This window comes from Collinsella aerofaciens (assembly GCF_018785245.1).
GTDB lineage: Bacteria > Actinomycetota > Coriobacteriia > Coriobacteriales > Coriobacteriaceae > Collinsella > Collinsella aerofaciens_AD.
On sequence record NZ_WQPL01000007.1, the window covers coordinates 128,452 to 149,797 of the forward strand.

A 21,346-nucleotide genomic window follows, 5' to 3' on the forward strand; every position below is an offset into this window, starting at 1 on the left:
GCCTACTCGATCGAGAAGATCACGGGATAGAGCGGCTGCTCGCCACGATGGGCGTCGATCTCCAAATCGGGCTGAGCCTCCTCGATAGCGTCGACAATCTCCTGGAAGGCCTCATCGGACAGCTCCTCGCCGGCCAGAATCGTCAGCGCGTCGCCCTCCTCTTCCTCCTGCATGCGGTTGATGCAGTCGAGCGTGACCTGCTTCACGTCGGAGCCGACCACATCGATGGAGCCGGCAATGATGCCCATGACGTCACCGGAGTGAATGGGAGAGCCGTCAGAGGCGCTGGAATCGCGCACGGCGCGGGTAACCTCGCCATCGCGAACCTCGCTGATGGCGTCGACCATAGCGGCAACGGCGTCCTCGAGCTCGGAATCGGGCAGGACCGCGAACAGCGCGGAGAACGCCTGCGGGACGGTTTTAGTGGGAACGACGGCGACCTTCTTGTCCGTGCAGGCAGAGGCGGCAGCCTCGGCAGCCATGCGGATGTTGCCGTTGTTGGGCAGAATGATGACCGAGGTCGCGTTGACCTGGTCCACCGCGCCCAGCAGGTCTGCGGTCGAGGGGTTCATGGTCTGACCACCCGAGACGATAACGTCAACGCCGAGGGACTTAAGGATGTCGGCCTCGCCCGAACCGGCGGCAACGGCGACAAAGCCCAGCGCCTTGGCGGGCTCGGCGGCCTTCTCCTGATCCTCGTGAATCTTGGCGGTACGGTCGTGGGCCTCCATCTCCATGTTGTGGATAAAGACCTCGTAGATCTGACCGAGCTGCAGCATGTGCTCGAGCACCAGGTTGGGGGTGTTGGAGTGCACGTGGATCTTGTAGTCGGGGTAGGCGCCCACGAGCAGCTCGCAGTCGCCCATGGAGCCCAGGAACTTCAGACACTCGTCCTCGTCAAAGGGAGCATCGGCCTTAAAGAGGAACTCATTGCAGTAGCGGAACTCCGAGCCCTCCCAGTCGTCGTTGGCCTCGATCTCAACGCGGCCAAGAGCGGCATCGCGGGCAGAGCCGGCGGAGTCAAACGTAGCGGAGAAATCCTCGACAACGGTGCTACGGCCAAGAGCAGCGGCAACAAAGTTCTCAAGGAAAATAGCAAAGCCAAAGGCGCCCGAGTCGACCACGCCGTTCTCCTTCAGAACGGGCAGCAAGTCGGGCGTGCGGGCGACGGACTGATAGGCCTCGACGACGATGGCATCGAGCGCGTCCTCGACCGAGAACTTCTTCTTCTCGCACTCGTCGGCCTTGGTCGAGACATCGCGCAGGACTGTGAGGATCGTGCCCTCGATGGGCTTGCGGACAGCCTGGAAGGCGACCTTGACGGCACGACGGAAGGCGAAGGCAATGTTGGCGGACGTAATGGGCTCGTCGGCGGAGACAAGACCCTCAGCCACGCCGCGAAGAATCTGCGAGGTAATAACACCGGAGTTACCGCGGGCACCCATGAGGGAGCCGTGGGTGATGGCGCCGGCGATGGCTTCCATGTCAGCATCGGCAGGAAGAGCGGAGAGCTCCTTGGTCACCGAGGCAAGCGTGAGCGACATGTTGGTACCGGTGTCGCCGTCGGGTACGGGGAAGACGTTGAGCTTGTTGATCTCCTCGGCCTTGTCGGAAACAGCAGCCGCAGCGATCGGAAAACAGGTGCGAATGGTCTTTGCAATCATGGGTATTTGAATCTCCGTTTTCGGATGCTAGTTCAGACGGCTCTTGAGCGCGTCGATATGGATGCCGATCTTAAGGCTGGCGGGATCGATCTGGGCGATCTCCTGCAGAGTGAAGGCAACGGAGCTCGAAAGATTGTGGCAGACGGACTTCATGTTGACGCCGCTCTCGAGCACGACGTGAAGATCGACCGTAAGGCCGTTCTCGTCGGCGGAGACAAGCACGCCCTTGCGGAGGCGCTGACCGGCAAGCAGGCGCACGCTCTCGGCGCCCTGGAGCTGCTCAGCCATACCGACAACGCCATAGCACGTCATCGCGGCATAACCGGCAATATCGGCAATAACGTCATTCGAGACGCTCAGGCTGCCGTTAATGGTCTCAGACACAAGAATCTCCTTTTCTTGGTGCTCGCGGCACCATGTCGTGGGAGCAATCATTCCAATATTCTACAACGACCGCGCCATGTTGAGGTGGCGGGCCTCGGGATTACATCCTCGACACGAAATGTTGATACGGTAACGTTCGCGAACGGCGATCGCGGCATGAAAAAACCCGCCGCATAAGCGACGGGTTTTACAACCTGGCTCCCCGGGTAGGACTCGAACCTACAACAGCGCGGTTAACAGCCGCGTGCTCTACCATTGAGCTACCGAGGAATTAAAAGCCCAGCAGAATGGGCTGGAAAATTCTGGCTCCCCGGGTAGGACTCGAACCTACAACAGCGCGGTTAACAGCCGCGTGCTCTACCATTGAGCTACCGAGGAATAGGTGCGTGCTCTCAAGCAACGAAGTTTATTATACGGACGAATCAGCTTAGGGCAAGAACTTTTTTAAGAAATTTTCCGACCTAGTCATTGGGGACGTTCTTAAACGACTAGTCATTCAAGAACGTCCCCAACGACTACATGAAAGCGCCCCCAAGCGGATGTGCTTGAGGGCGCCTCTTGCTTGACTAGCTTTCGATATAATCTTTGAGCTTGCTGCTGCGGCTCGGGTGGCGAAGCTTGGCCAGGGTCTTGGACTCGATCTGACGGATGCGCTCGCGCGTGACGCCAAACTCGCGGCCGACTTCCTCGAGCGTGCGGGGATGTCCGTCGACAAGGCCAAAGCGCAGCTCGATAACCTTGCGCTCACGATCGGCAAGCGAATCGAGCACCTGGGTGAGCTGCTCCTGCAGCATGGAGAAGCTGGCCGCATCGGGCGGAACGATGGCCTGGGAGTCCTCGATGAAGTCGCCCAGCTGGGAATCCTCTTCCTCGCCGATGGGGGTCTCGAGCGACACAGGCTCCTGCGAGATCTTCTGGATCTCGCGGACGCGGTCGGCACTCATATCCATCTCGGCACCGATCTCCTCGGGGGTCGGGTCGCGGCCCAGGTCCTGAAGGAGCTGGCGCTGCACGCGGACGAGCTTGTTGATGGTCTCGACCATATGCACGGGAATACGGATGGTACGGGCCTGGTCGGCGATAGCGCGCGTAATGGCCTGACGGATCCACCACGTGGCGTACGTGGAGAACTTAAAGCCCTTCTGGTAGTCGAACTTCTCGACGGCGCGGATCAGACCGAGGTTGCCCTCCTGAATCAGGTCCAGGAACAGCATGCCACGGCCGACATAGCGCTTGGCGATGGAGACGACCAGACGCAGGTTTGCACTGATGAGCGCCTGCTTGGCTTCGAGGCCCACGTTCTCAATGCGCGTAAGGCGACGCATCTCGGCACGCGTGAGTTCGAGCTCACCAGCATCGGCAGCCTCGAGCTTCTCGGTGGCCTCAAGACCGGCCTCGATCTTCATGGCCAGATCGACCTCTTCGGAGGCGGTCAGCAGGTCGACCTTGCCGATCTCCTTGAGGTACATACGGACCGGGTCGCCGGTCAGCATCACCGTGGAGGCATCGATGCCACGCACGCGGGAGCGTGAACGGGACGTGCGCACGGTGCGCTTCTTCTTGCTCTTGGAAGAACCCATCTCGGCGTCGGCCTGACGGGCCATCTTGAGCTCATGATCGTCGAGCGAGCCGGAATCGTGCTCGTCGTCGTCATCGAAATCGTCGGTATCGGTATCGTTATCGTCATCGTCGACGTCCATGGGGGCGTCGTCGTTACCGCTCGCGGAGATAATCTGGATACCGCTGTTGCGCAGCGCGGAATACACCGCGGTGAGCTGCTCATCAGTTACATCGATATCCTTCAGGGCGACCTGAATCTCGTCCTCGGTTACCGAAGTCCTGTTTGAGCCGTTGCCCATGAGCTTTGCAACGTAGGATTCCAGCCCAGTACCCGTGCTCTCAGTCTTTTTTGGCACAGATTCTCCCTTCATAGTCCACAGGACTCAATACTTTAGCACACACATTGACGTCTATACCCAAAAAGAGGGCTGGATATAGGCGAGAATACGCTGGTTGACCACAACATCTAGGCTTGTTCGGTGCCTGCGGCCTCCAGGCCAATCAAACGGAACGGGTCCGCCACGCCGCCGATCGACTTTTGCAGTTCGCGTTGACGCTGCGAATCTTGCGCAGCCTGAACGGTCAGCGCGCGACGGGCCTCATCATCGAGCGAACGGTCCTGGCGCAGCCTGGCCTGTGCAGCTCGCATGCGGCGCTTGATGGTGTAGAGCTCGAGCGTATCGAGCATAAACACGATGTTCGTCTCGGTGGGGTGCTTGCTCGTCGCCGAGATGCGCCCGGCACTCACAAGCGTTGCCGCATCGGGACACACTGAGCGCGCCGCATCCATGCAGGCTGCAGGATCGGTTCCCGGCGGCGTTGCCAGAACGGCCCATGCGATGGACTCGTGACGTGGGTCAACCCACTCGATGGAGCAGATGCGGTCGGCATACGTGCGGAACAGGTCGGGGTAGCTCGTGAGCATGGTCAACAGTTCGCGCTCCCCTGCCAAGGACTTGCGCTCAAGATCGGTAAGAACCATCGGCGCCGCCGCAGCCGGTGCGCTCGAATCATCAGCCACAGGCACAGCGCCCATACCATCAGGCATGTCGATTGGCGGCAGGTCGTCGACGACCTCCACGGGCGCGGCACCGTAGGCATCGAGCGGGACGTAGTCGTACGGCTCTTCTTCGACCGGCGCGGACACCGGCGGCGTCGCGCCCGATGCCCAAGCACCGCGACCGGCATCGCGAGAACCCGACGCCCGACCGCCCGCGCTACCGGACCGCTCAGCCTGTGCCCGCTGGCGCTCATAGTTCTGCTCACGACGTCGTTCCGCATCCTCGCGCTTGGCGACATCGCGAAACACACGGCCCGAGCTCGCGCGCACGGTCTCCAGATCCAAACCCAACAGGTCGGCAATCTGGATAAAGTACGTGTCGATCATATAGCTGTCGCGCAGCGGATAGATGAGCGTGAGAGCGTCCTCCAGCGCCTTGGCACGACCGCCCGGCGTGGTGATGTCACTCGACTCCTGCAACGAACGGTAAACAAAGTCCATAAGCGGCTCGGCAGCGTCGATGCGCGCCTGCAGCTCCTCTCCGCCGTGCGCCGTAATAAACTCCATAGGGTCGTTGCCGTCGGGCAGCACCACGCAGCGCAGGTCCATCGAATCCTGCTCGATAAACTGAATCGCACGGCGCGCGGCCTTTTGACCGGCGGCGTCGCCATCGAACATATACACGATGCGCTTGGCAAAGCGGGTGAGCGTCTTGACGTGATGCTCCGTGAGCGCGGTGCCCAGCGTGGCGACGACGTTTTTAATCCCCGCCTCCCAACAGGCGATGCAGTCGGTATAGCCCTCTACCACGATGGCGGTATCCTGCGCGACGATAAACTCCTTGGCCCAATTAAAGCCGTAGAGGTTTCGCTTTTTATGAAACACGCTCGTCTCGGCGGTATTGAGGTACTTGGGTTGGCCGTCACCCATGATGCGACCACCAAAGGCAATGTTGTGGCCCTGCTCGTCAAAGATGGGGAACATCACGCGGTCGTAAAAGCGGTCGGCTAGTTGCCCGCGCCCGCGGCTCACGGCAACGTTGGCGTCGATCATCTCCTGCGGGGTAAAACCCGCCTGGGACAGGTGCGATACCAGCGCGTTGCGACCCGGCGCAAAGCCCAGGCAGTAGCGGCGGCAGACGTCGCCACCCATGCCGCGGCTGGCAAAGTACTCGCGCGGACGGCCGTCCTTGCCGCGCATAAGCATGGTGTGGTAGAACTGGGCGGTCTCGGCGCACAGATCGTAGATGCGGGCACGTTTGGTACCGCGCTCGCGGCGATCTCCGGTGTCATGCAGCTCAATACCCGCGCGATCGGCCAAATAACGGATTGACTCGGGAAAGCTCAGGTTCTCGCGCTTCATGATATAGGTGAAGACGTCGCCACCCTCGCCGCAACCAAAGCAATGCCACACCTGCGTGGCGGGAATAATGTGGAAAGACGGCGTCTTTTCGCCATGAAAAGGGCAGCAGCCCCAAAACTCATGGCCGCGGGGTTTGAGCTCAACCGTTTCCTGCACGATGGCAACCAGGTCCGACGCCGCGCGTACCTGGTCTTTTTCCTCATCGCTAATCACGGATGCTCACCCCCTGCTCACCCAAGTTGTGACGAATGTCCTCGATATTACCCTCGACGGTCCCGATCAACTCATCCAGCGAATCGAACACACGCGAGGGACGCAGCCAGCGCGTAAACGCCAGCGAAACGGAAGCGCCGTACAGGTCGCCGGTATAACCAATTAAGTTAGCCTCGAGATGCGCCGAAGCGGCATCGTCGGCATACGTCGGCGGCAGGCCGACGTTCACGGCAGCAGGCCACGCGGTGTCATCGACCAGCACAAGGCCCTCATACACGCCATCGACAGGCACCTGAATGCCGTCGGGAACTTGCAGGTTTGCCGTGGGAAAGCCCATGCCAGAACCCTCGTGACGGCCGCGAGTAACACCGCCGCGCACCATATACGGGCGGCCGAGCAACTCAGCAGCAAGCTCCACATGGCCCTGTCCCAGCTCATGACGGATGCGGGTGGCGCAAATGGCCTCACCGCCCTCGCAAAGCAGGTCGTGCCCGTATACGTCAACGCCACGCTGGTCACCCCAGGTGCGCATCTCGGCAACACCAGAAGCACCACCTCGGCCCAGCCTAAAGTCGCTACCAACGCGAATCGAACGAATATCGACCAGACGCGACACCAGCGAGAGAAAACCAACATGGTCGAGTGCCGCAACCTCAGGCGTAAAGGGAACGGCCACCACCGCATCGACCCCGGTTTGAGCCAAGGCATGCAGACGGTCGGCCGTCGTCATCAATTTTTGAGCGGGCGAAGGGCTCACCACAACGTCCGGGTCGGGATCGAAGGTAACCACGACCGCCTTACAGCCATGGGCACGGGCATCACGGACAAGCGCTTCGATGAGTTCCTGGTGTCCACGGTGAACGCCGTCGAACACGCCAATGGCGATTGAAGCGGCACCCAAGTGCTCACACTCATCAAACGTATCGGCAGCAACGATGCGAGCCTCGTCCGACTCGCCCGCGAAAAAGACACGCGCGAGCTCGCGAGCGGACAACATCATCGAACACCGCCGATTGCCTGCGGAAACACGTGCTCCATGACAAAGCGGCCGCCCTCAATGCGGGCGAGCGCCTTGAGTCCCCCATCGAGCACCAACGCAAACGGCGCCTTCGAGGAATCGAAATCGGCAAGCGCACGCTCAACGGGAATGCGTCGGCCGCAGAGCAGATCGTCGGCAAGATCGCCCGGCAAGTCAACACGCGTGGCGCCCAGGGCCGCAATGGGATCCAGGGCAAAGCCAGCGGCGGACTCGGGAGAAAGCTCCTCCACCGCATGACAGGCGCCAATAGAAACAACACCGGATGCGGTGCGGCGAAGCGCAGAAATGTGCGCGGCGCTCTCGCAGGCGCGGCCCAGGTCGCGAGCGAGCGCGCGAATGTAAGTGCCCTTGCTCACCGAGAACGCCACGGTCCACACGCATGTATCACCTTCGCCGCCCACGGCGATCAGGTCGGCGGCATAGACCTCGACGGGGCGCGGAGGTAGGTCCACCGCATTGCCCTCGCGAGCAGACTTGTAGGCGCGAACGCCATTGACCGAGATAGCCGAAAACGCCGGCGGCACCTGCATCTGCGGACCCAGCATGGCGACCAAGCGCTCACGCGCATAGGCAGGATCGCGGAGCTCGTCGGCAACAGCCACCGTGCGGACCGCCTCGCCCTCCGCATCATCGGTATTGGTCTCGGCGCCAAACGAAATGTCGGCGACGTAGTTTTTCGTATCGAGCGTGAGCATACCCAGCAAACGGGTGGCCTGACCCACGCCCACAACCATGACACCCGATGCCATGGGGTCGAGCGTACCGGCATGGCCGACGCGCCGCTCATGGAGGGCGCGTCGGCATTGCGAGACCACGTCATGGGACGTGCAGCCCACCGGCTTATCGACGGCGAGCAGCATATTCAATTGAGAAGGCGTTCGACGAGCCATGTACCATCCAATAAGTTAGAGCTCGACGGTCACCGAAGCGGGATCCTCCCCCACCAGCTCGGCCAGCATGGGAAGTGCCACGGCGAGCGTCTCGCGAATTGTTCCGTTGTTGGAAAAGCCGGCGGCGGCATGATGCCCGCCACCGCCAAAGTTGGCAGCAATCTCGGACACATCGAGGTCGCCCTTGGAGCGCAGGTTGCCACGCACCTTGGTATCGCCCTCAATGCCCTTTAAGAACATGCAGACCTCGACGCCCATCACCGAACGCACCACGTCAACCAGGCCGTCGCACTCATCCGAGGTGACACCGCAAGCCTCAAGGTCGCTCTGGTACGCATAGCTATACGCGACGCGCCCGTGGGCCACCGTCTTGATGCGGCCCATAACGATGGACTTGAGGTGCAAAAACTCAACGCGCATGCTCTGATATACCTCGAGTGCCACACGCGCCGGATCGGCACCGTGGGCAACCAGACGCGAGGCCGCATGGAACGCGGCGGCATCGGCGTTTTGGTACTGAAAACGGCCGGTATCGGTAACCAAGCCGCACAGCAGGCAGGTCGCAACGCCATCACGTGCGACAATGCCGCAATTGTCCAAGAAGCGATCGATGATCATCGCGCAGGCCGCGGCATCGACGCGCCTCAGGCTGAGGTCGGCAAACTCCTCGCGCGCCGGATGGTGATCGAAGCACACCACATGCTTGGAGCGGCGAAGCACCTCGGCCGAGTTGTTGAGGCGCTCGACGACCGGCACGTCCACCGAGATGAACAAGTCCGGATTGCCAGTGTACGCAGATGCCGGCACCAGGCGATCGGAGCCTTCCATAAAGCGGTAGATGCGCGGAACCGGGTCATCGTCTGCCAGCAACAGCGCAATGTCCTTGTTGGGAAAAAACTTCATGAGCGAAAGGCCCAGACCCAACACGGAGCCCAAGGCATCGCCATCGGGAGAAGTATGTCCCGAAATCGCAATGGAGGACGCACCCTCGATGAGCTCGAGGATGCGTCGCTGAATATCTGCAGACTCGCACGAGGCGAGGTCGGCGGAATTAGTCATCTAAAGCTGCCTCCTGGGCGGCATCCGCTATCGGATAGCCGTCCTCGTCCTTTTCGATCGCAAGCGTGGCGGGAACGTTTTCCAGCGCACGCGTGATGCGCTCGGCCTCATCGGTCGAGCGATCGATGCGAAAATCGAGCTCGGGCGTGACACGCCAATCGAGCGAGCGAGCCAACAGGCTGCGAATACGGCCCTTAGCGCTAGCGAGCGCCTCCATGACCTCGTCGTAGCGGCTCGCATCGCACGACACGTACACGCGCGCGAACGAACGGTCCACCGCGACCTCGACCGCGGTCAAAGTAACCAGGTCGAGACGCGGATCGGAAACCTCAAAGAGCAGGATATAACCGAGCTTCTCGCGAAGCTGCTCGCCCAGACGGCGGGTTGCCTGCGTTTGCTTCATAGCGCTACCCCCTACTCGGTACGGGCAACCTGGTCGATGCGGTAACCCTCGATCTGGTCGCCGGGCTTGATGTCCTGGAAGTTCTCCAGACCAATGCCGCCCTCGGAACCGCTCTTGAGGCTCTTGGCCTCGTCCTTGTAGTGGCGCATCGAGGCGATCTTACCGTTGAAGACCACGATGCCGTCGCGCACCAGACGCACGGAATCGGTCGCGGCGATCTCGCCCTCTTCGACGCGGACGCCGGCGGCGATACCGACTTTGGGCACCTTGAAGGTGTCCAGGACGGTCGCGGTACCCGTGGAGACCTCGACCTCGGTGGGCTTGAGCATGCCGATACGGGCGGCGTCGAGCTCCTCGAGGCACTTGTAGATGACGTCGTAGCAACGGATCTCGACGCCCTCGCGCTCGGCGGCGGAGCGGGCCTTACCGTCGGGACGGACGCCAAAGCCGATGATGATGGCGTTGGAGGCGTCGGCCAGGACGACGTCGGTCTCGTTGATGGCGCCAACGGCAGAGTGGATCGTGTTGATGCGAACCTCGGACTGATCCATCTTGTCGAGCGAGTCCTGAAGGGCCTCGATGGAGCCCTGGACGTCGGCCTTGATGATCAGGTTGAGCTCCTTGACCTCGGCGTCGGCGATGGTCTCGAAGAGGTTCTCGAGCGTGACGTGCTTGACGCGGCTCTGCTCCTCGATACGGGCCTTGAGCGAACGCTCGTCGGCAAGGGCGCGAGCCTCGCGCTCGTCCTCGAACACGCGGAACTCGTCACCGGCGTTGGGCACGGACTGCAGGCCCAGGATCTCGACGGCGTCGGAGGGACCGGCCTCGGTGACGGCGCGACCCTTGGGGTCGAGCATGGCGCGGACGCGGCCGTAGGTAAGGCCGGCGACCAGCGTATCGCCCACGTGCAGGGTACCGCGGGTCACGAGCACGGTAGCGACCGAGCCGCGGCCCTTGTCGAGCTTGGCCTCGAGAACGTTGCCGGAGGCAAAGGTGTCCGGGTTGGCCTTGAGCTCGAGCACGTCTGCCTGGAGCAGCACGGTCTCCAGAAGGTCATCGATACCGATCTTCTGCTTGGCGGAGATGTTGACGAACATGTTCTGTCCGCCCCACTCCTCGGGGATGACGCCGTACTCGGTGAGCTCCTGGCGCACGCGGTCGGGGTTGGCGCCCGGCTTATCGATCTTGTTGACGGCGACGACGATGGGTACGCCGGCGGCCTTGGCGTGGTTGATCGACTCGACGGTCTGGGGCATGACGCCGTCGTCGGCAGCCACGATCAGGATGACAATGTCGGTCACCTTGGCACCACGGGCACGCATAGCCGTAAAGGTGGCGTGACCCGGGGTATCGATGAAGGTGATCTTGCGGTCGTTGATCATGACCTGCGAAGCGCCGATGGCCTGCGTAATACCGCCCGCCTCGCCGGCAGCAACGCCGGTGTGACGGATGGCGTCGAGCAGCGACGTCTTGCCGTGGTCGACGTGGCCCATGACGGTAACGACCGGGGCGCGCGACTTGAGGTCGGCGGGATCGTCGTAGAACGAGAAGGTGTTCTCCTCCTCGGGGGTGATGATCTTGATCTGACGGCCCAGGTCATCGGCAACGAGCTCGACGAGGTCGTCGGACATGGACTGCGTCATAGTGAGCGGCGTACCCAGCAGGAACAGGCGCTTGATGATATCGTTGGCCGGAACGTCGAGCGCCTCGGCAAGCTCCTGGACGGTAACGCCCTGGGAGACCTTGATGGCGTCGAGGTCCTCGGGGTTCACGCCCTGGGCCAGCGCCTCCTCTATCTTGCGCTCCTCCTGAGCCTTGGCAGCCTCGCGCTCGCGCTTCTCCTTGCGCTTCTTGCGGCGACCGGTGGACTCGCGAGAGGCCTCCTCGACGGCGGCGCGGGCCTCCTCGAGCACCTTCTCGCGGCTGTACTCCTCGGCCTCGCGAGCCATGCGGCTGTAGTGGTCCTCTTCGTTGTTGTGACCGCCCTTGCGCTTCTTGCCCTTGCCCTGCTTGTCGGGGTTGGGGAAGTCCATGCCAGCAGCGACGTTGTTGCTGGCGTTAGTGCGATGGCTGTGCGGACGGCTCTCGGAGGCGTTGCGCTCGGAGTTGTTGTCGGAGGCGTTGCGATCGTTACGACGGCCACCGCGGCGGTCGTTGTTGCCGCCACGACGGTTACCGCGCTCTGCGGCGCGCTCGGCCTTGGCCTTGTCCTCGGCGTCCTTCTTCTCCTTGAGCACGGTCTCCTGTGCGGCGATCTGGTCGAGCAGCGAACGGAAGCGCGAACCGGAGTCGGAAGCGGGAACGGCGCGGCGCTGAGCCTCGCGGGCAGCCTCCTCCTTCTCGCGGGCAAGGCGCTCCTGCTCGGCCTTCTTCTTGGCCTCGGCCTCGGCGCGGGCAGCCTCCTCAGCAGCCTGGGCTGCGGCAAACTGGCGGCGCTCCTCCTCGCGGGCCTTCTCGGCGGCGATGCGCTCGCGCTCGGCCTCGGCGGCGCGTGCGGCCTCCTCGGCGGCAGCCGCCTGCTCCTCGGCCTGCTTGGCGGCCTCGACTTCCTGGGCGCGGGCCTCGATCACCGAGGCGAGCTGCTTGCGGACCATAGCGACATAAGCGTCCTCCAAGGTGGAGGAAGCGGACTTAGCGGGAATCTTCATTTCGGCGAGATGACCCATCAATTCCTTGGAGGTCATGCCGAACTCTTTGGCCAGGGTGGACACACGGACTTTTGCCATATGACTTCACCTACCCTTTCTGGCACTTTGGGTGCCTAGAGACTGAACGAGCGTGGGAGACGCGCCGGGACCCGCCCGGCGCGACCGCGCGCTAGATCAGGTCCTCCGCATCATCGAAGGCGTCGGTGTCGTGGACACCGCAGAAACGGGAGCCGGGACGAGCCTGGTTGCGGCACTGGATGCCGTCCTCGGACACGTACTCGCAGCGGCGGACGTCCTCGTCCTCCTCGTCACCGATCAGGTCGGCGGCGGGCTCCTCGTGAACGGGAACGTTCTTGAGGATGTCGGCGGCAAGGGTCTCGGACTTGATGTCGATGTGCCAGCCGGTCAGGCGCGCGGCGAGACGGGCGTTCTGGCCCTCCTTGCCAATGGCGAGGGACAGCTGGTCGTCGGGCACGATGACGCCGGCGTAAGCCTTCTCCTCGTCGATGAGGACGCGGGTGACCTTGGCGGGCGAAAGGGCGTTGGCGACGTAGACGGCAGGATCGGCATCCCACAGGATGACGTCGACGCGCTCGCCACGGAGCTCGCCCACGACAGCGCGAACACGGCTGCCCTTGGGGCCGACGCAGGCGCCCACGGGATCCAGACGGTCGTCGAGCGAGTGGACGGCAACCTTGGAGCGCTGGCCGGGCTCGCGGGCGATCGACTTGATCTGGACGGTGCCCTCATAGATCTCGGGCACCTCCTGCTCAAACAGACGACGCATGAGCTCGGGGTGGGTACGGGAGATGACAATCGGCGGACGGCTGTGCTCGCCGCGAACCGGCTGCAGGTTGGAGTTGGGGTCGCGAACGTCGATGATCACGGCCTTGATGTGCTGGTTGTGCAGGTAGCGCTCGCCCATCGGACGCTCGTTGCGCTCGTTCTCGTAACGGCGCTGGTCGAAGTGCGGAAGCTCGGCCTCGACGCCCTCGCGGATCTTGACGATCGTGAAGTCGGGCGTGGACTGCAGCACGGTACCGCTGATGAGGTCACCGATGCGGCCGGAGAACTCCTCGTAGATCTGCTCGCGGGCGGAGTTACGCACGATGGCGTTGATCTCGGCCTTGGCGTGCTGGGCGGCGATGCGGCTCGTGTTCTTGGGAGTGACGTCAATCTCCTCGAACTCGGTAAAGTTGCCCTCCTCGTCCATGGAATCGTCAATCGGCTCCAGACGGTAGACGTAGATCTTGCCGGTGGTGCGGTCGATGGTCACCTTGGCGCCCCACTCAAGATGCAGGATCTCGGCATAGCTCTTGGCGAGCGACTGCTCCAGGCGGTCGATCAGGTAGAGCTGGTCGATGTGCTTCTCCTGGCAAAGCTCCATCAGGGCGGACATCATGTCGGATGCTGCCATCTTACTTTCCTTCCTTCGCGGGCTTGAAGTCGTAGGTGGGCTTCAACTTGCACTTTTTAACATCAGAGAAATCGAGGGTAACGGACTCGCCGCCCTCGAGCTCGAGGGTCACGTTCGTCTCGGTGGCGGCGGCAATCTTACCGGCGTACTTGCGACGGCCCTCGGTAGCGGTGGAGGTGAGCTCGCAGTTCTCGCCCACAAAGCGGGTAAAGTCGCACGGGCGGCGCAGCGGGCGCGCCATACCCGGGCTCGACACCTCGAGCGTATAGCTCGAAGAGATGGGGTCGAGCTCCTCAATCACATCGCCGACCCACTTGGTGTTGGCCGTGACGTCGTTGAGCGAAAGGCTCTGACCCTCGGCACCCTCGATACGCACGCGCACGCAGGGGGCCTTGGTGGCACCCACGAGCTCGACGTCGACGATGTCGACATCGTGCTGGGGAGCGACGGCCTCGAGCGCGTCGATGATCGCCTGCTCGGTCTTGGTCTTGACCATTGCGGCACCTCCATCCATACAAAAAAGAAGCGGGGCCGAAACCCCACTTCTTTCAATTACAACTTCATTTGCAAGCAAACTATACCAATAGCTGCGGAAACGTGCAAGCACAGTACGAACCTGCAGGTCAGCGTGCGCACAGCTTCTCCACAAGAACAGGACAATTGGACTAAAGACTCCATGAGGCAAGCGCCCGAGGGTCCCAAAACGGGCCATGCGTCCCAATCCACAGGCCCGTTCTGACCCCAAGGGCATTCCTCCCCGAGCCCCTATCGATCAGACTTACGCTAAGGGACATTCTGCAACAAGCCAGCCAGCAAGTCGCGCAACGACGAACCTTTCCAAATCCTCTACGGCAAGGAGGCACCCATGAAACGTCTAGGCACCCCCTGCATGACTGCACTCGCCATCGCAACGTGCTCGTTGGCCCTCTTGGGCTGCGGCAACGCGAATGGCAAAACTGACACATACGAACCGAACCCTGGCAGCACAAAAGCCATCGAGAAAATGACGCCATCGGAGAGCTTCGACAAAATAGACGAGGACATCGTCGATCCCAGGGTCTGGGTCCCGATTCCCAAGAACAGCTCCCCATCGACCTTGAGGTAGACGAGAACGTTCATGTTATCTGCGTGGGCAAGGACACCGACGGCTACGGGGACGCCGCGCTCGTCTTTACAGTGTCCAACAACACCGGTGTCGACATGATGTTTGGCGATGTGGACTCCTATGCCTACGTCAACGGTAAGGTCCGCGACGTACGCATGCGCCAGCCGGTCGCCGCAGGAGAGGAAACGCGCGCCATGCTCACCTTTGTGGGCACCTTCGACGATCCGAACTTTGATGTGAACAACGACCTCAACGACCTCAACGACATCTACCTCAACATTTGGATGTTCGAAGAGGCAACGGGCAACGTTTACTTTAGGGACCTGGTACACATCCCATAGAAAACGTTGCGACGCAATGACTAAGCAGGGCACACAACGAAAAACGAGGGACGACCCAACCGGATCGCCCCTCGTCTTTTGTGCGTCAGTTAAGCGCGCAGTGCTTACTTGACCACCAGGTTGACCAGCTTGCCGGGCACGCAGATGGCCTTGACGACCGTCTTGCCCTCGAGCCACTTGGCGACGGCGGCCTCGGCGGCAGCCTGCATATCCTCATTGGAGGCATCGCGGGCAACGTCGACGCGACCACGGACCTTGCCGAGCACCTGGACGACGATCTGCACCGTGTCCTCAACGGACTCGGCCAGGTCAAACTCGGGCCAGGCGGCGGTGTAGGCGTTACCCTCGCAGCCGAGCGCCTCGTGCCACAGCTCGTCGGCCCAGAACGGGCAGATGGGGGCAAGGACGCTCACGATATCCTTAGCCACGCCGTAGCACAGCGCCTTGTCGCGGGCGGTACCCTCGGTGGCGTTGAGGTAGGCGCTCGCCGCGTTGACGAGCTCCATGACGGCCGAGATCGCGGTGTTAAACTGGCCGCGATCGAAATCCTCGGTGCACTTGGCGATGGTGCGGTGACGCTCGCGATAGAGCTTCATCGCAACCTCGTCGAGCGCGGACTTGTCGAAGGCCACGTTGGCGTCGCCGGACTGGACGAGCTGCCAAACGATACGCCAGGCGCGCTTGATAAAGCGGTTGGCGCCCTCGACGGCCTTGGGATCCCAGTCGAAGTCCTTCTCGGGAGGGGCGATAAACAGGATCGCCAAACGCATGGTGTCGGCGCCGTAGGGCTCGATGACCGAGCTCGGGGGCACGACATTGCCCTTGGACTTGGACATGGTGTCGCCGTTCTCGTCCTTGACCATGCCCTGACACAGCAGGTTGGTGAAGGGCTCGTCCACACTCAGCAGGCCCAGGTCGCGCAGTGCCTTGGTAAAGAAGCGGCTGTAGAGCAGGTGCAGAATGGCGTGCTCGATGCCGCCGATGTAGTTATCGACGGGCATCCAACGGTCGGCGGCTTCCTTGGAGAAGGGCAGCTCGGTGTTGTGCGGGTCGGTATAGCGCAGGTAATACCAGCTGGAGCAGGTGAAGGTGTCCATGGTATCGGTCTCGCGCTTAGCCGGGCGGCCGCAGACCGGGCAGGTGGTCTCGTAGAAGTCCTTGCACTCGGCAAGGGTCTCGCCAGCGCCCAGGTCCAGGTTCTCGGGCAACGTCACCGGCAGTTGATCCTCAGGCACGGGCACGATGCCGCAGTGCTCGCAGTGGATGGCCGGGATGGGGTTGCCCCAATAGCGCTGGCGGCTGATGAGCCAGTCGCGCAGGCGGAACTCGACCTTGCGACGGCCGCAGCCCATGGCCTCGAGGTCGGCCACGATGGCAGCCTCGCCCTCGGAGTGCTTACCGCCGCGCATGCCGGTGTACTTGCCGGACTGGACGAGCGTGCCCTCGGCAGCGCGGGCGCAATCCCAGTCGACGTTCTCGGCATGGAAGGTATCGATGGTCTCGCCGCTGGCCTCGACGGCAGCGCGATCGTCATCGTCCAGGATGATCGGAACGATCGGCAGGTCGTACTTGCGGGCAAACTCAAAGTCGCGCTGGTCGCCGCAGGGAACGGCCATGACGGCACCGGTGCCGTAGTCGGCAACGACATAATCGGCAACCCACACGGGGACCTTCTCGCCGTTCACGGGGTTCACCACGTAGCGGCCGGTAAAGGCACCGTGTTTCTCGAGGGTGCCCTGGGCACGCTCGACGGCAGAGATATGCTTGGAGTCCTCGACGATCTTGGTGACGGCCTCCTCGTACTCCGTGCCCTCGACGAGCTCGTGCAGACGGGCGTACTCGGGAGCCAGGACAAAGAAGGACACACCAAAGAGGGTGTCGGCACGCGTGGTGAAGACGGTGATCTTGCCCTCATCGCCCTCAATGGGCTCGCCATCCTGGTCGCACAGGGTAAAGTCGACCTCGGCGCCCTCGGAGCGACCGATCCAGTTGGCCTGCATCTGCTTGACGCGCTCGGGCCAGCCGGGGAGCTTCTCCAAGTCGTCGAGCAGCTCCTGAGAGTACTCGGTGATCTTGTAGTACCACTGCTCAAGGTCGCGCTTCTCGGGCTCGGTGCCGCAACGCCAGCACTTGCCCTCGGTAACCTGCTCGTTGGCCAGAACGGTCTTGCAGTTGGGGCACCAGTTGACCGGGTTCTTCTTGCGATAGACCAAGCCCTTTTCCCACATCTTCTCAAAGATCCACTGACCCCAACGGTAGTAGTCGGGGCTGCAGGTCTTGACCATGCGATCCAGATCGTAGGAGAAACCCATGCGCTTCATCGTGGCGAGCGCCTGGTCCATGTTCTTATACGTCCAGGCAGCAGCCTGCGTATTGTGCTTGATGGCCGCGTTCTCGGCGGGCAGGCCAAAGGCATCGAAGCCGATGGGATGCAGCACGTCAAAGCCGCGCATGCGGGCCTGACGGGCCATGGCGTCGCCGATGGTATAGTTGCGCGCGTGGCCCATGTGCAGGTCACCCGACGGATACGGGAACATCTCGAGCACGTACTTTTTGGGCTTGCTGTCGTCGGTGTCGACGGCAAAGAGGTTGGAGTCCTCCCAGGCCTTCATCCACCTGGACTCAATGGCCTGCGCGTCGTAGGCAGGGATCTCGTCCTTATGATCTGTGCAATCGCACATATCAGCTCCTTTAATCTTAGCTGGGGTCGGGCGGCTTGGCTTTGTTCGCTACTGCGGACAGTCCTGCGCAAGACGAAGAGCACATTAAGTGCTCTTCTTTGCGTGCGGAACTTGTAGCGAACAAAGCCAGGCCGCCCGACCCTAAGGTTAACTTGACTGATGATAGCAAATACGACAAGCGAGATGCCTGCGACTTGCAGGCATCTCGCTTTATCTAAATAACGTGGTTGTGAATCAACCGCTAATTGTTACCCGTCCAAGCACGGTCGGGTTTACCAAGTGCCGCAGATTGCCGTGAAAGGGGAGCGACGCGTACTTTGGTACGCGAGCGACGGTTTGAACGGCAAGGTGCGGTGCTTGGTAAAGCCGCTTAGCGGTAGCTGACGCTTTGCTGGGAGTCTTTCACGACTACGTCGTGGGCGCCGCCTTCGACGATGGAGGTGGAGCTGACCAGCGTTAGGCGTGCCTTTTCCTGGAGCTCGGGGATCGAGAGGGCGCCGCAGTTGCACATCGTGGACTTAACCTTGTAGAGCGTGCCGCCCACGCCGTCCTTGAGGGATCCGGCGTACGGGACGTAGGAGTCGACGCCCTCGACGAAGCTGAGCTTCGCGGCGCCGCCCAGGTCGTAGCGCTGCCAATTGCGAGCACGCGCAGAACCCTCGCCCCAGTACTCCTTCATGTACTGGCCGTTGACGTTGACGCGCTCGGTCGGGCTCTCGTCGAAGCGGGCGAAGTAGCGGCCCAACATCATAAAGTCCGCACCCATGGCAAGGGCGAGCGTCATGTGGTAGTCGTAGACGATACCGCCGTCGGAGCACACGGGCACGTAGACGCCGGTCTCCTCGTAGTACTCGTCGCGAGCACGGCAGACGTCGATCAGCGCGGTGGCCTGGCCACGGCCGATGCCCTTGGTCTCGCGGGTGATGCAGATGGAACCGCCGCCGATACCGACCTTAATGAAGTCGGCACCGCAGTCGGCCAGGAAGCGGAAGCCCTCGGCGTCGACGACGTTACCGGCACCGACCTTGACGTCCTCGCCGTAGTTAGCACGGATCCACTCGATGGTGCGCTTCTGCCACTCGCTGAAGCCCTCAGAGGAGTCGATGCACAGGACATCGGCACCGGCCTCGATGAGCAGCGGCACGCGCTCGGCATAGTCGCGGGTGTTGATACCGGCGCCGACCATGTAGCGCTTGTCGTTATCGAGCAGCTCGTTGGGGTTGGTCTTGTGGCTGTCGTAGTCCTTGCGGAAGACGATGCCCATCAGGTGATCGTAGTCGTCGACGATGGGCAGGGCGTTGAGCTTATTGTCCCAGATGACGTCGTTAGCGACCTTGAGGCTGATGTTCTTGTCGCCCACGATGAGCTGCTCACGCGGGGTCATGAACTCGGAGACCTTCGTCTGGTGGTCATCGCGGCTGGGACGATAGTCACGGCTGGTGACGATGCCCAGGAGCTTACCCTTGGGAGTGCCATCATCGGTGACCGGCATGGTGGAGTGACCGGTCTTCTCCTTGAGCTCGATGACCTGCTCCATGGTCATGTCGGGGGTCAGCGTGGAATCAGACTGAACGAAGCCAGCCTTGTGATCCTTAACGGCCTTGACCATAGCGGCCTCGGACTCGGCGCTCTGGGAACCGTAAATGAAGGACAGGCCGCCCTCGGTAGCGAGCGCGACACCCATGTCGACGCCCGAGACGGACTGCATGATAGCGGAAACCATGGGGATGTTCAGGGTGATTGCCGGCTTCTCACCGCGCTTGAAGCGGGTCAGCGGCGTCTTAAGAGAGACGTTGTTGGGGATGCACTGCGAGGACGAGTAGCCAGGGACCAGCAGATACTCCGAAAACGTGTGGGACTCACCGGGAAAGAACGTAGCCATGTTTCTCCTTTTTCCATGCGACCGGTCGGCTGCAGGCCTCGTAGGACCCAGCCCAACCTTGGGCGCCCAATACTGGGGAAGTATCTTAACGCACTTTGACTGCTACAATGCATGATTTAAGAAGAGCACACGAGGGTTTGACGCAGGCTTTGCGTTTGCCCAGCAAACACTTTAGCGGGGAGACGTGGGGCACATGGAGTACAAGACGACGGCAAAGTTGGTCATTCAAGCGTGCGACAAAGATCTGCCGGGCGTGTTCGGACACGGCTGCGTCTTGCTGCTGCAGGGTATTGCCCGCGAGCACTCGCTCAACCGCGCAGCCAAGAGCATGGGCATGGCGTATTCCAAGGCCTGGCGCATTGTGAACGAGGCCGAAGGACAGCTGGGATGCAAACTCATCGAGCGCGACGGCGCCCGCGGATCCACGCTCACCCCCGCCGGCGAGCGAGCCATAGCAGTCTACGAGAAGCTGCAGGCCGACATCAACAACGTCATTGCCAACAAAGCAAACGAGCTCATCGCCAGCATCAAAGAGTAGCTAATTTGGGACGGGGCTTTTTTAGCTACCCATCCAGAGTATTCATGACTCATAGCCAAAAATTGACATTAGGTAGCTAAAAAAGCCCCGTCCCAAATTAGCTACTTACGGAGGGCGTTATCTAGGGTAGCGGCTACTGTCAGGGGGTTGTCGGTGCCGGCGAAGAGGCGGATGGTGCTCCCCTGCTTACCGCGCGTGGCCGAGAGGCGCGTCGTTGCGCCGCCGGCGGGCGATGTACGAAACTCCCCCGGCAAAGCATCGAAGAAATCACCCGCACTGCGCTCGATAAGGTCAAACTCAACTGCCGGGCCAAAGCCGTGCTCGAGGATTCCTGTCGCAACCGCATGGTCGGGATGCGAACTCAGCCCGGGATAGCGCACGTTGCGCACCATCTCGTTGGCGTCCAGATACTCGGCCAGCGCACGGGCGCGGTCGAAGTGTGCCTGCATGCGGGTATCGAGCAAGTCCAGCCCGCGCTCCAGCACACCAGCCTCGTCAGTAGGCAAATCAAGCTTGCCCAAGCCACAGCTCTCAAACAGGACATGCACGCACTCAGCCGCGGCATCCACACGATGGCGCTTGAGCTGCGAGCGCGCGACCGATACGGCAACCAACTTGCGCGGAGCCTCACCGGCGCACACGCGGTCGAGCGCTTCGAGGGACAGCACAGCACCCAAACGCAGCGGATCGCAGCCAACGATGGAAGCCACGGTGTTATCCACCACGAGCAGCGCACGTGCCTCGCGAGCCGCGCGACCCAGAGCGCGGAGATCGGGCACGCGAAGACCAAACCCGCCGATGGAGTTGACGAACCACCAAAGGTGCGGCACCTCGGCATCAAACGAAGCATCAAAGCCCTCAGACGCGGCGGTAAACGCCGCAACCGACGGCTCTTCCACGAGCACAACGTCGCAGGTATCAAAGCCTCGTGCAAACGCTTCGGCAAAGTCATCGGCAAACGCAACCAGGCGATCGCCGGGACGTACAATCCCCAACAGAAGCAGCGCCGCCGGCACATGCGAGGCCGCAACAAGACGCGACTCACGCGCACTGGACCCCAAAGCCCAGGCCTCTTCTAGCTGTTGCACATCCACACGGCACCGCCCCTTCATAAACAAAAAACCACGATGCGGATGTTTCCCGCATCGTGGGCAACGGCT

The 21,346-nt window shown here is 61.9% G+C and carries 17 protein-coding genes and 2 tRNA genes; 2 read left to right on the plus strand and 17 right to left on the minus strand.

All coding sequences use genetic code 11. From position 1 onward, the window contains the following. Positions 1-2: 2 nt before the first annotated feature. The 14 genes from GPK39_RS02035 to GPK39_RS02100 all read right to left on the minus strand — a co-directional run bounded on the left by GPK39_RS02035 (position 3) and on the right by GPK39_RS02100 (position 14,758). A complete protein-coding gene (locus GPK39_RS02035; RefSeq protein WP_215673579.1) occupies positions 3-1,664 on the minus strand; it encodes a DAK2 domain-containing protein in 1,662 nt (553 codons plus the stop codon). A 27-nt stretch (positions 1,665-1,691) separates the two neighbouring features. Then, complete coding sequence (locus tag GPK39_RS02040; protein WP_338404375.1) at positions 1,692-2,048, minus strand: Asp23/Gls24 family envelope stress response protein; 357 nt, start codon at positions 2,046-2,048, stop codon at positions 1,692-1,694. A 195-nt stretch (positions 2,049-2,243) separates the two neighbouring features. After that, positions 2,244-2,318: transfer RNA gene (locus tag GPK39_RS02045), tRNA-Asn, on the minus strand. A gap of 33 nt (positions 2,319-2,351) precedes the next feature. Beyond that, positions 2,352-2,426 (minus strand) — tRNA-Asn (locus GPK39_RS02050). A 188-nt stretch (positions 2,427-2,614) separates the two neighbouring features. Beyond that, entirely contained in the window at positions 2,615-3,964 is a 1,350-nt protein-coding gene (gene rpoD / locus GPK39_RS02055) for an RNA polymerase sigma factor RpoD (protein WP_195363137.1), read from the minus strand. Positions 3,965-4,074: 110 nt separating this feature from the next. After that, the gene (gene dnaG, locus GPK39_RS02060) at positions 4,075-6,183 is read right to left on the minus strand and encodes a DNA primase (RefSeq protein WP_215673581.1); all 2,109 of its coding nucleotides are present in this window, start codon (positions 6,181-6,183) and stop codon (positions 4,075-4,077) included. Beyond that, positions 6,176-7,183, minus strand: a complete 1,008-nt coding sequence (ribF, locus tag GPK39_RS02065) for a riboflavin biosynthesis protein RibF (protein ID WP_215673582.1) — start codon at positions 7,181-7,183, stop codon at positions 6,176-6,178. Before ribF ends, dnaG begins: the two co-directional genes overlap by 8 nt. Next, a complete protein-coding gene (truB, locus tag GPK39_RS02070; RefSeq protein ID WP_215673583.1) occupies positions 7,180-8,112 on the minus strand; it encodes a tRNA pseudouridine(55) synthase TruB in 933 nt (310 codons plus the stop codon). The genes ribF and truB overlap by 4 nt, the downstream gene beginning before the upstream one ends. Positions 8,113-8,127: 15 nt before the next feature. Continuing rightward, positions 8,128-9,171 (minus strand): DHH family phosphoesterase, encoded by a 1,044-nt coding sequence (locus GPK39_RS02075; protein WP_215673584.1) that lies wholly within the window; start codon positions 9,169-9,171, stop codon positions 8,128-8,130. Further along, positions 9,164-9,574 (minus strand): 30S ribosome-binding factor RbfA, encoded by a 411-nt coding sequence (rbfA, locus tag GPK39_RS02080; protein WP_006234038.1) that lies wholly within the window; start codon positions 9,572-9,574, stop codon positions 9,164-9,166. The genes GPK39_RS02075 and rbfA overlap by 8 nt, the downstream gene beginning before the upstream one ends. Positions 9,575-9,585: 11 nt before the next feature. Next, on the minus strand, positions 9,586-12,300 hold the full coding sequence (infB, locus tag GPK39_RS02085) for a translation initiation factor IF-2 (RefSeq protein ID WP_215673585.1): 2,715 nt from the start codon (positions 12,298-12,300) through the stop codon (positions 9,586-9,588). Positions 12,301-12,391: 91 nt separating this feature from the next. Further along, entirely contained in the window at positions 12,392-13,639 is a 1,248-nt protein-coding gene (nusA, locus tag GPK39_RS02090) for a transcription termination factor NusA (RefSeq protein ID WP_006234042.1), read from the minus strand. Between the two features lies 1 nt (position 13,640). Further along, positions 13,641-14,135: a ribosome maturation factor RimP gene (locus GPK39_RS02095; protein ID WP_138112363.1), complete on the minus strand. Its 495-nt coding sequence runs from the start codon at positions 14,133-14,135 to the stop codon at positions 13,641-13,643. Between the two features lie 350 nt (positions 14,136-14,485). Further along, positions 14,486-14,758 carry a hypothetical protein gene (locus GPK39_RS02100; protein WP_215673586.1) on the minus strand — a complete coding sequence of 91 codons (273 nt, stop codon included), beginning with the start codon at positions 14,756-14,758 and terminating at the stop codon, positions 14,486-14,488. 9 nt (positions 14,759-14,767) lie between these two features. Between GPK39_RS02100 and GPK39_RS02105 the strand changes: the two genes are divergently transcribed. Beyond that, positions 14,768-15,085, plus strand: a complete 318-nt coding sequence (locus GPK39_RS02105; protein WP_215673587.1) for a hypothetical protein — start codon at positions 14,768-14,770, stop codon at positions 15,083-15,085. Positions 15,086-15,189: 104 nt separating this feature from the next. On the opposite strand, the gene leuS is transcribed toward GPK39_RS02105, so the two are convergent. After that, a complete protein-coding gene (gene leuS, locus GPK39_RS02110; protein WP_215673588.1) occupies positions 15,190-17,766 on the minus strand; it encodes a leucine--tRNA ligase in 2,577 nt (858 codons plus the stop codon). A gap of 370 nt (positions 17,767-18,136) precedes the next feature. After that, complete coding sequence (locus GPK39_RS02115; protein WP_152068092.1) at positions 18,137-19,648, minus strand: IMP dehydrogenase; 1,512 nt, start codon at positions 19,646-19,648, stop codon at positions 18,137-18,139. A gap of 193 nt (positions 19,649-19,841) precedes the next feature. Here GPK39_RS02115 and GPK39_RS02120 point away from each other — a divergent pair, with 193 nt between their 5' ends. Next, positions 19,842-20,186 carry a winged helix-turn-helix domain-containing protein gene (locus GPK39_RS02120; protein ID WP_215673589.1) on the plus strand — a complete coding sequence of 115 codons (345 nt, stop codon included), beginning with the start codon at positions 19,842-19,844 and terminating at the stop codon, positions 20,184-20,186. Positions 20,187-20,287: 101 nt separating this feature from the next. Here GPK39_RS02120 and GPK39_RS02125 read toward each other — a convergent pair whose 3' ends face one another. Next, positions 20,288-21,280: a PLP-dependent transferase gene (locus GPK39_RS02125; protein WP_215673590.1), complete on the minus strand. Its 993-nt coding sequence runs from the start codon at positions 21,278-21,280 to the stop codon at positions 20,288-20,290. Positions 21,281-21,346: the final 66 nt, after the last annotated feature.